Here is a 10,415-nt window from a genome sequence, read left to right as displayed (position 1 = left end):
GGGACCGGCCCGGTAGAGGCTCAGCCCTTGCTGCCGGCCTGCACCGCGCCGGCGCTGGCGACCGGCATCTGCCAGTCGCGCGCATCGACCACCACGCCTTCCTGCAGGCGTTCCTGGCCTTCGACCACCACCTTTTCGCCCGCCTTCAGGCCGGCGCGCACCAGCCATTGGCGATCGACACTACCGTCCACTTCCAGCGTGCGGATCACCGCCTTGCCATCGCCACCGATCACCCAGGCATAGGCCTGGCCACCGGCACTGCGCAGCACGGCCTGCTGTGGCACGGTCAGTGCGCTGGCCGGCGCACCCCGCGGCACCTTCGCGCGCACGTACATGCCGGGCAGCAGCTGGCGCTGCGGGTTGTCGACCAGGATGCGCAGGATCACATCACCGGTGCGCGCATCGACATTGATGCCGGAGAACAGCATCTGGCCACGTTCGGGTAGCGGCTTGCCGGCCGCACCGATGATCGTCACCGGCAGCTCGCCGCCACCGGCACTGCGTTGCAGCGACTCGAGCTGCGCCGCTGGCTGGCGCACATCGACGTAGACCTGGTCGATCTGCTGCACCACCGCCATCGGCTCGGCATCGGCCACGCCGACCAGTGCACCTTCGGTCACCAGCGCCTGGTCGATGCGGCCGGCAATCGGCGCGCTGACCGTGGCATAGCGCAGATCGAGCTGGCGACGCGCCAGGATCGCGCGCGCTTCGTTCACCGCGGCACGGGCCTGTTCGTACTCGGCACTGGCATCGTCGCGGTGCTGCTGGCTGACCGCCTGCGCGGCCGCCAGCGCATGCAGGCGCTGCGACTGCACGCGGCTGCGGCCCAGGGCTGCCTCACTGCGCTGCAGCGCGGCCAGTGCCGAGTCGACATCGGCACGGAACGCCGCCGGATCGATCTGGAACAGGGCCTGGCCGGCGCGCACTTCCGCACCCTGCTCAAACAGCCGGCGCTGCACGATGCCGCCCACCTGGGCACGGATCTGTGCGGTGCGTACGGCGGCCACGCGGCCGGGCAGTTCGTCATCGCGCTGCACGACCTGCGGGCCGACAGTGACCACGCTGACGCGCGGTGCCGCTTCGGGCGTGGCTTCGGGGGCGGAGCAGGCCGTCATGGCCAGGGCGAGGGCCGCGATCAACGCGACCGGAGTCCTGAAGGTTCTCATTGCTGTGCACAATGCCGCGCGGGCGGCTGATAGGTTCTGAAGCGTGCAGTCTGCGGGGCGATGATGGGGTTTCGATGGAGGAACTGTGGAGATACGATGGAGGCAAGCACCTTAAGGCCCCGCCCCTGCATGCATGCCTCCCCTGCCCTCGCCGCCCTCGTCCTGATCGTCGAGGATGAGGCCGAGATCGCCGATATTCTTACCGCCTACCTGGAACGCGAAGGACTACGCACCCTGCGTGCCGCCGATGGCCACAGTGCACTGGACCTGCACCGCAGCGCCCGCCCCGACCTGGTCCTGCTCGACGTACAACTGCCGCGGCTGGATGGCTGGAGCGTACTGACCCAGCTACGCCAGCGCGGCGAAACGCCGGTGATCATGCTGACCGCGCTGGACCAGGACCTGGACAAGCTGACTGCGCTGCGCATGGGCGCCGACGACTACGTGGTCAAGCCGTTCAATCCAGCCGAAGTGGCAGCGCGCGTGCGCGCCGTGCTGCGGCGTACGCTGCGTGGCTCGCGCGTGGACGCACCGACCGCACTGCGCGCGGGCCCGTTGCTGATCGACTCGGCCACCCATGCCGTGCATGTGGAAGGCGACGGCTACAGCCACGAAGTGCTGCTCACCCTCACCGAGTTCAAGCTGCTGCACTGCATGGCGCTGGCGCCGACCCGCATCTTCAGCCGCAGCGAACTGATGCACGAATGCCTGCCGGAAAGCGAGGCGCTGGAGCGCACGGTCGACAGCCATGTCAGCAAGCTGCGCCGCAAGCTGGATGAAGTGGGCATGGTCAATGTTCCGGCCAGCGTGCGCGGTGTCGGCTACCGGTTGATGGCCGACCGCTGATGGCCCGCCTGCGCCGCTCCGGGCTCAGTCGCCACATCATCGTCTCGATGTCGCTGATGGTGATCGGCGTCATCGTGATGATGATCCTGTCATCGTGGCTGCTGTACGCGGTGCTGGTCGAGTTCTTCCCCGGCAGTGCCGAAGAGCCGGAAAGCTGGCTGCCGACCGGGCCGGAGCTGGCATGGATGGTCGGGGTGATCCTGACCGGCCTGGCACTGGCCATCGCCGCCTCGTTCCGCCTTGCCCACCGCATCCTGTCGCCGTTGAATTCGCTGGTCGACAGCGTGCGCGCGCTTGCCGGCGGCGACCTCGGTGCGCGCGCCAGCGCCCAGGAAAACTCGCCCGGCGAAGTGGCCACCCTGGTCGAGGATTTCAATGCGATGGCGCGCCGCCTGCAGCACATGGAGAGCGAGCGCGCGATGTGGCATGCGGCCATTGCCCATGAACTAAGGACTCCGGTGACGATCCTGCGTGGTCGCCTGCAGGGGCTGGCCGAGGGCGTGTTCCAGCCAGACGAATCCCAGTTCCGCAGCCTGCTGGCACAGGTCGAAGGCCTCTCACGCCTGATCGAGGATCTGCGCGTGTTGAGCCTGTCCGACAACGCGCGGTTGGACGTACGCCGCGCGCGCACCGACGTGGTGGCCGAAGTGCATTCGGTGATGACCCTGGTCGACCCGCAGTTCCGCGCCGCCGGCTTCGTGCTGGAGCTGGAAACCAGCCGCGAGGAACACAACGCGCACTGTGACCCGACACGCTTGCGCCAGGCCCTGCTGGCACTGCTGGAGAATGCGCGTCGCTACGCCAGCCCGGGCAAGGTGCGGATTGCCGTGCACGACACGCCCGGACACGTGCAGGTGGCGATCGAGGACGAAGGCCCGGGCATCGACCCGGAACTTCACACCGACATCTTCACTCCGTTCATGCGCGCCGACGGCTCGCGCTCGCGCCAGGGCGGCGGCAGCGGGCTGGGCCTGGCGGTGGTCAAGGCCATCGCCGATGCACATGGCGGGCGCGTCTACTGCACGCCCGGCAGCGCCGGCGGCAGCCGCTTCGTCATCGAGCTTCCGCGCCAGTAGCCGGCAGCCTGGCCTGTTCGCGCAGGTGCGCGCCGAGTGTGGTCAGATTGGCGTCGATCGCATCCATTTCGTCGCGCTGCGGCGCCGGCAGCGTCTGGCGCAGCTGTACGCGCAGCGCCTGCCACGCCGGCACCGCCTGCGCACTGGCGGTGGCCACGACCTCGGACAACAGCGCCTGCTCATCGGCAAGCGGCAACCCGTAGCCATCGTCGACCAGCAGCGTACCCGGGCGCAGCCATTGCCCACCCTGCTCCAGCAGCTGGCGCAGGCCGCGCGTCTCGGCACTGTCCGGTGCCGCCAGCAGGCGCCGTTTCAGCACATCGCGCGCGCGCAGTTCGGCGCGGCGTTGCGCAGCCTGTTCCAGCAGCAGCAGCCCGGCGCTGGCACGCAGGTCACCCTGCAGCAGCCAGGGCGCACGCTGCTGTGCGGGCAGCTTCAGCCAGGCGCGCACATCGCGCACCGGCAGATCCAGCTGCGAAGCCGCCACATCGAACAACTGCTGGTAATGGTCGCGTGCCGAGGCGAAGTAGTAGCCCTGCGCCTGCGCGGAATCCCGATCAGCCAGCACCTGCTCATCCAGTACCTGCAATCGCGCCAGCCGACGCTTCAACCCGCGCGGACTCAGCTGGGCCAGCCCGGCCTCCCCCAGGCGCGGCACGCCCGCCTGCAGCAGCTTTGCGGTTTCCACCGCGCAGTTGTTGCTGACGAAGTAATAGCGCCCGTCGTAGCTCCAGTGCACCTGTGCAGTGCGCTCGAGCAGGCCGGCGATCTCGCCGGGCGACAACTGCAACGGCAGCGACTGCAACCCACGCAGTTCCACCTTGGTGTACTCGTCCACCACCTGCTGCAGCGGCAGCACGAACAGCCGCGAGGGATAGCCGCCGGTCAGGCCACGCCAGTTGGAAATCTGCACATCACCCACGAATGCGCGGAACGACAGCACGCGGTGGTGCTCCAGGTCCAGGCGGCAGTCCGGCCCCGGCGCACGGCCCGGCCGGCAGATCACCAGCCGCAGCATGCTGTGCCCCCAGCGGCTCATCGGCTGCGCACTGCCTTCGGCGAACAGGTAGTCCACGGCGTAGACGCGCGAAGGATCGAGCTGCAGCAGCGATGCCGCACCCTCTTCCGATTCGGCCTGCAGCAATGGCAACGTGGCCGCGCAGTGCGACTGCGGCAGCGATGGCGGGGTTCCGAAATGGGCCTGGTACCACTGCGCCAGCGCCGGGCGCCGGCAGGCAAACTCGCTGTCGAGCACGAAATGCTCGGCGTTCACTGCCAGGTACTCGGCCGGATCCTTCAGTTCATAGGCATCCGGACTACGGTCACGGAAGTCGTTGCCACCACGGCCGAGATGCCAGGGCTTGCGCTGCCATCCGGCCAGGTCGCGCCAGCGCGCACTGCGCGACCAGTTCGCGCCGCTACGGTCTGCAACATGGGTCAGTTCATGCACCAGCGCGCTGCGTCGTGCACGGCGTGCGCCGGGCACGGCATCATCCAGCAGCTCGCGACGCAGGTCGATGCGGCCGGCGAAAGCGCGACCGTGCACATCGGCCGGCAGGTGGTCGCTCCAGCGCACCTGCACGTGTGCTGGCAGTGAGCGCAGCAGGCCATCTGGCAGCAGGGACTGCACGTCGGCCAGGGTCTGCATCGCCACCTGCTGCTGTGCAGGGCTCAGCCCTTCCGGATCCAGGCGCAGGTCGCTGCTGGCATGTGCGGCCGGAACGGCCAGCAGTAGAGCCAGGCCATGCCTGGCTGCGTTCCGTGCAGATGTCATGGCGTTGCCAGCCAGCGGCCGGCACTACCCGGGATCAACGCGCCAGCAGCGCGCGGGCCAGTTCCAGGTCGCTCTGCTGCTGCGCGGCAGCGCTCTGCTCACGCAGGTGGACCAGCGCGGCCTGCAGGCGGGCGCCACGGATCTGGCCGTCGCTGGCGATGAACGCGGCGGCATCGTCGCGTGCGGCCTGCACCACCTTGTCGTCGCCCGAGCTGCTGGCCGAAGAGCCCGACGATGCACCGGTGGCGGAACCGGCCGAGGTGCCGGCGAAGCTGGAAGCGAAGCCGGCCAGCGGCAGGGACAGCAGGGCGAGCAGCAGAAGCGGACGGGTCATCGGTTCGAAGCCGGTTGTGAGGATGCGTGGAGCGTAACGGGTGCGTGAAGGATTTGCCCGGCTCAAACGTCGAACAGCTTGCCGGGATTCAGCCGCGCTTGGGGATCGAACGCACGTTTGACCGCCTTCATCAGGGCGATCTCGGCCGGGCCGCGGGTGCTGTCCAGGTAGCCCTTCTTGACCAGGCCGATGCCGTGTTCAGCCGAGATGCTGCCATCGAACCGGGCCAGCACCTGCGCCAGCAGCTTGGTCACATGCTCGCACTGCGCCACGAAATCGGCGTCGCTGGTGTCATCGGGCTTGAGCACGTTGATGTGCAGGTTGCCGTCACCGATATGACCGAACCACACCACATCGAAGTGCGGGTAGGCCTGCCCGATCAATGCCTGGGTCTCGGCCAGGAACGCCGGCATCGCCGAGATCCGCACCGAGACGTCGTTCTTGTAGGGCTTGTAGCGCGCCAGCGATTCGGTGATGCCTTCGCGCAGGCGCCACAACTGGGCGGCCTGGGCATCGCTGGCACTGATCACGCCGTCGCTGACCCAGCCGTTGCCCATGCAGTCCTCGAAGGCCGCCATCGCCGCCGCTTCCTGCGCTTCGTCGTTGGCGGCGAACTCGGTGACCACGTAATACGGGTGCACCTCGTCGAACGGTGCCTGCGCACCATGCGCCAGCACGTGCTCCAGCGCGCGATCAGTGAAGAATTCGAAGGCCTGCAGCTGCAGCCGTGCGCGGAACGCGGCGAATACCTGCATCAGCACTTCGAAGCTGGGCAGCGCCAGCAGCATCACGTTGCTGGCCGGCGGCGGATCGGTCAGCTTCACCGTCGCTTCGACGATCACGCCCAGCGTGCCTTCCGAACCGATCAGCAGCTGGCGGAAGTCATAGCCGCTGGAGTTCTTGATCAGGCCCTTGTTGAGCTCCAGCAACTCGCCACTGGCGGTGACCACCTTCAGCCCGGCGATCCACTCGCGGGTGTTGCCGTAACGGATCACGCGGATGCCACCGGCATTGGTGGCGATGTTGCCGCCGATCGTGCAGGAACCACGCGCGGCGAAATCCACCGGGTAGATCAGGCCGTGGTCCAGCGCGGCGTTGTGCACGGCTTCCAGCGGCATGCCGGCCTGCACCACCAGGGTGCGATCGACCGCGTCGTAGGCCAGCGCCTTGTTCATCCGTTCCAGGCTGAGCACCAGCTCGCCGTTGGCAGCCACCGCGCCACCGGAGAGGCCGGTACGGCCGCCGGACGGCACCACGGCCACGCCCTCGCCCGCACTCCAGCGCATCACCGCCTGCACTTCCTCGACCGTGGCCGGCAGTGCGATCGCCAACGGCGCCGGCGTCCAGCGCCGGGTCCAGTCGCGCCCGTAATGCTCCAGGTCGGCCGGGTCGGTCTTCAGCTTCAGGCCGGGACAGGCCTGCTGCAGCGAGGCAATGCGGGAATCGGTCATGACGGTCCAGCGCGGGGCGTGAAGAACGGGCAAGCGTGCCAGCGGCACGCGCCAGCGTCCAGCCCTGCCGCGCTGCAGATAGCTACGGATGCAACCAATTGCGCACTGCACCATGGGCGCTTCGATCTGGCATAGTGGTCAGCCCCTGTCCCACTGGCCGTGTCGCCCCATGTCGCCGAAGAAGACCTCGTTCCCCAAGCAGGATATCCGCGTGCTGTTGCTGGAGGGGGTCAGCCAGACCGCCGTGGAGGTGTTCAGCGCCGCCGGCTACAGCCAGATCGAGGCGCACACCAAGGCGCTGCCCGAGGACGAACTGAAGGCGCGCATCGCCGAGGCGCACATCGTCGGCATCCGCTCGCGCACCCAGCTCAGCGCCGAGGTGCTGGCCGAGGCCAAGCGCCTGATCGCGGTGGGCTGCTTCTGCATCGGCACCAACCAGGTCGACCTGGACGCGGCCGAGCTGGCCGGCATCCCGGTGTTCAACGCGCCCTATTCGAACACCCGCAGCGTGGCCGAGCTGGTGATTGCCGAGGCCATCATGCTGACCCGTGGCATTCCGCAGAAGAATGCCGAGTGCCATCGCGGCGGCTGGTCGAAGTCGGCCAGCGGCAGCCATGAGGTGCGTGGCAAGACCCTGGGCATCATCGGCTATGGCCACATCGGCACCCAGGTCGGCGTGCTGGCCGAATCGCTGGGCATGCAGGTGATCTTCCACGACGTGGAAACCAAGCTGGCGCTGGGCAATGCGCGTGCTGCGGCCAGCCTGGACGACCTGCTGGCCCGCGCCGACATCGTCACCCTGCATGTGCCGGAGACCCCGGCCACGCAGTGGATGATCGGCAGCACCGAGCTGGCGAAGATGCGCAAGGGCGCGCACCTGATCAACGCCGCGCGCGGCACCGTGGTCGACATCGATGCGCTGGACGCGGCGCTGGCCAGCGGCCACGTCGGTGGCGCCGCGCTGGACGTGTTCCCGGTCGAGCCGAAGGGCAATGGCGATATCTTCGAATCGCCGCTGACCCGCCACGACAATGTGATCCTGACCCCGCACGTGGGCGGCAGCACGCTGGAGGCGCAGGACAACATCGGCGTGGAGGTGGCGGCCAAGCTGGTGCGCTACAGCGACAACGGCAGCACCCTGTCGGCGGTCAACTTCCCGGAAGTGACCCTGCCCGAACACGAAGACAGCCTGCGCCTGCTGCACATCCACCAGAACGTGCCGGGCGTGCTGTCCAAGGTCAACGAGATCTTCTCGCGCCACAACGTCAACATCGACGGCCAGTTCCTGCGCACCGACCCGAAGGTGGGCTACGTGGTGATCGACATCACCGCCAGCGAGGAACAGGCCGCCGCCGTGCGCGACGAGCTGGCCGCGATTCCGGGCACGCTGCGGACACGCATCCTGTATTGAAAAAAGGGGACGGAGGGGATTAAGTCGTTTGCGGCACATGCGCTATAAACGACTTAATCCCCTCCGTCCCCTTTTTACCTCAACGTGCCAGCCACCGGCGCGCCATGCGCTGCATGGACTCGTCCGATTCCGGATCGGCCGCGACTTCGGTCACCGGCCGCCATGCCAGTTCAAGTGACTCCTCGCTGAGCACGAAGGCTTCGCCCCCCAGCGCCCGGATCACGAAACGCACGTCGTAGTGCCAGTGCCCCGGCACGTCCTTGCGCTCCGGAATCCAATGCTTGTCCAGATCGAAGATGGCCGGGTCTTCCAGTACCAGGCCGCTCAGGCCCGACTCCTCCTCGGCTTCCTTCAGCGCCACCTGGGCCAGGTCGCGGTCGCCGTCGGCGTGGCCGCCCAGCTGCAGCCAGCGCTGCAGCTTGCGGTGATGGGTCAGCAGCAGCCGCTGGCCATCGGCACTGACCAGCCAGCAGCTGGCGGTGAAGTGGCCGGCCAGGCGCTCGCGGCGGAACGGATCTTCCGGATCGTCCAACAATGTGCCGAATTCGGCAGCCAGTGCGTCGTGGGCAGGCTCACGGCGGGCATAGTCCCGCAGCAGGCCACGCAGGCGATCGTCAAGCACGGCAAGGGTTTCGGCGGTCTGGCGCATGAATGGGGGCGGTCTGGAAAAATACTGCTCATTATCGCCGTTCATTGTTGCGATTGCGCTTGTGCGTTGGCTTCAGCTTTGGCTAAGGTACAGCGGGCCGTTCGCGCGGCCTTCACCATTCCAGGGTTGCCGGCAACGTATCGGCGGCCCACCCCATCCGATCACTAGGAAGTACTGCATGCTGAAAGCTCTGTTGAGGGTCAAGCCGGTTGAACCGGCCGGGCACGTCGATGCCGGCGAACCCATCGAAGGCAGCCTGGACGGCGAAGCCACGTTGAAACGGACCCTCACGGCTAAACACCTCATCCTGCTTGGCGTGGGTGCGGTGATCGGCGCTGGCATCTTCGTGCTGACCGGCCAGGCCGCGGCCAACCATGCCGGCCCGGCGGTGATGCTTTCGTTCGTGCTGGCCGGTTTCGCCTGTGCCCTGGCGGGCCTGTGCTATGCCGAGTTCGCGGCGATGATGCCGGTCTCCGGCAGTGCCTATTCGTACTCCTACGCCACCCTGGGCGAAGGCATGGCCTGGTTCATCGGCTGGTGCCTGGTGCTGGAGTACCTGTTCGCCTCGGCCTCGGTCGCGGTGGGCTGGTCGGCGTACCTGATCAGCTTCATCACCACCACCCTGCACATGCCGTTCCCGGACCTGCTCAGCGCCGCGCCCATCGCCTGGACCGGCAGCGAGTTCGTCTCCTCCGGCAAGCTGTTCAACCTGCCGGCGGTGCTGATCGTGGCGGCGGTGTCCGGCCTGCTGTACGTGGGCGTGACCCAGTCGGCCTTCGTCAACGCCATCATCGTGGCAATCAAGGTCACCGTCATCTGCCTGTTCATCGGCATCGGCGCGGCCCATATCGACCCGGCCAACTGGCAGCCGTTCATCCCGGAAAACACCGGCGTGCCGGGTGAGTTCGGCTGGAGCGGCATCTTCCGCGCGGCCACCATCGTGTTCTTCGCCTACATCGGCTTCGACGCGGTCTCCACCGCCGCCGGTGAAACCAAGGACCCACAGCGCAACATGCCGATCGGCCTGCTCGGCTCGCTGGCGGTGTGCACGATCGTCTACATCATCGTCTGTGCGGTGCTGACCGGCATGATGCCGTACCACCTGCTGGGCACCGACAAGCCGGTGGCCACCGCGCTGGAGCCCTACCCGACCCTGTCCTGGCTTAAGACGTTCGTGGAAATCGGCGCCATCGCCGGCCTGTCCTCGGTGGTGCTGGTGATGATGATGGGCCAGACCCGCATCGCTTACACCATCTCCCGCGACGGCCTGCTGCCGAAGTTCTTCGGCAAGGTCCACGCCCGCTTCCGCACCCCGTACGTCGCCACCATCGTGGTCGGCGTGATCGCTGCCGCGCTGGCCGGCCTGGTGCCACTGAACGTGCTGGGCGAACTCGTCTCGATGGGGACCCTGCTGGCCTTCGCCACCGTCTGCGTCGGCGTGCTGGTGCTGCGCTATACCAAGCCGGACCTGCACCGCCCGTTCCGCGTGCCGATGGTTTGGATCATCTGCCCGCTCGGCGCTGCCACCTGCCTGTTCCTGTTCTGGCAGGCGTTCGTGGTGCATTGGCACCTGTTCGTTGGCTGGACCCTGCTCGGCCTGCTGATCTACCTGGGCTACGGCATCCGCAACAGCAAGCTTGCCAAGTCGCCCTGATCCGCCGACGGGCCGGCCTCGCGCCGGCCCGTCCGTTTTCCCCGCGCGCCGCCC

The 10,415-nt window shown here is 67.7% G+C and carries 9 protein-coding genes; 4 read left to right on the top strand and 5 right to left on the bottom strand.

All coding sequences use genetic code 11. From position 1 onward, the window contains the following. Positions 1 to 20: 20 nt before the first annotated feature. Positions 21 to 1,166: an efflux RND transporter periplasmic adaptor subunit gene (locus AC5P7E_RS15075; RefSeq protein ID WP_114618763.1), complete on the bottom strand. Its 1,146-nt coding sequence runs from the start codon at positions 1,164 to 1,166 to the stop codon at positions 21 to 23. Positions 1,167 to 1,295: 129 nt separating this feature from the next. On the opposite strand from AC5P7E_RS15075, the gene AC5P7E_RS15070 reads away from it, so the two are divergent. Both AC5P7E_RS15070 and AC5P7E_RS15065 read left to right on the top strand, forming a co-directional pair. Beyond that, positions 1,296 to 2,012 carry a response regulator gene (locus AC5P7E_RS15070; RefSeq protein ID WP_005413196.1) on the top strand — a complete coding sequence of 239 codons (717 nt, stop codon included), beginning with the start codon at positions 1,296 to 1,298 and terminating at the stop codon, positions 2,010 to 2,012. Then, the gene (locus AC5P7E_RS15065; protein ID WP_005409462.1) at positions 2,012 to 3,088 is read left to right on the top strand and encodes an ATP-binding protein; all 1,077 of its coding nucleotides are present in this window, start codon (positions 2,012 to 2,014) and stop codon (positions 3,086 to 3,088) included. Before AC5P7E_RS15070 ends, AC5P7E_RS15065 begins: the two co-directional genes overlap by 1 nt. Here the strand turns inward: AC5P7E_RS15065 and AC5P7E_RS15060 are convergent. The 3 genes from AC5P7E_RS15060 to AC5P7E_RS15050 form a co-directional block, all read right to left on the bottom strand. Then, on the bottom strand, positions 3,066 to 4,862 hold the full coding sequence (locus tag AC5P7E_RS15060) for an Lnb N-terminal periplasmic domain-containing protein (protein ID WP_062605893.1): 1,797 nt from the start codon (positions 4,860 to 4,862) through the stop codon (positions 3,066 to 3,068). The two genes, AC5P7E_RS15065 and AC5P7E_RS15060, sit on opposite strands and share 23 nt — an antisense overlap. A 34-nt stretch (positions 4,863 to 4,896) precedes the next feature. After that, positions 4,897 to 5,196 (bottom strand): DUF2388 domain-containing protein, encoded by a 300-nt coding sequence (locus AC5P7E_RS15055; protein ID WP_005409460.1) that lies wholly within the window; start codon positions 5,194 to 5,196, stop codon positions 4,897 to 4,899. A 62-nt stretch (positions 5,197 to 5,258) separates the two neighbouring features. Next, the gene (locus tag AC5P7E_RS15050) at positions 5,259 to 6,647 is read right to left on the bottom strand and encodes an FAD-binding oxidoreductase (protein WP_024958330.1); all 1,389 of its coding nucleotides are present in this window, start codon (positions 6,645 to 6,647) and stop codon (positions 5,259 to 5,261) included. A 169-nt stretch (positions 6,648 to 6,816) separates the two neighbouring features. Between AC5P7E_RS15050 and serA the strand changes: the two genes are divergently transcribed. Further along, entirely contained in the window at positions 6,817 to 8,058 is a 1,242-nt protein-coding gene (gene serA / locus AC5P7E_RS15045; protein ID WP_033833465.1) for a phosphoglycerate dehydrogenase, read from the top strand. Between the two features lie 79 nt (positions 8,059 to 8,137). Here serA and AC5P7E_RS15040 read toward each other — a convergent pair whose 3' ends face one another. Next, positions 8,138 to 8,752, bottom strand: coding sequence for an NUDIX hydrolase (locus tag AC5P7E_RS15040; protein WP_080356525.1), 615 nt, complete (start codon positions 8,750 to 8,752; stop codon positions 8,138 to 8,140). A gap of 133 nt (positions 8,753 to 8,885) precedes the next feature. Here AC5P7E_RS15040 and AC5P7E_RS15035 point away from each other — a divergent pair, with 133 nt between their 5' ends. Then, entirely contained in the window at positions 8,886 to 10,361 is a 1,476-nt protein-coding gene (locus AC5P7E_RS15035; RefSeq protein WP_005409456.1) for an amino acid permease, read from the top strand. The last annotated feature ends 54 nt before the right edge of the window (positions 10,362 to 10,415 follow it).

Source organism: Stenotrophomonas sp. YJH_SMC_25 (genome assembly GCF_059369595.1).
This window is presented reverse-complemented; position numbering and strand designations above follow the sequence as displayed.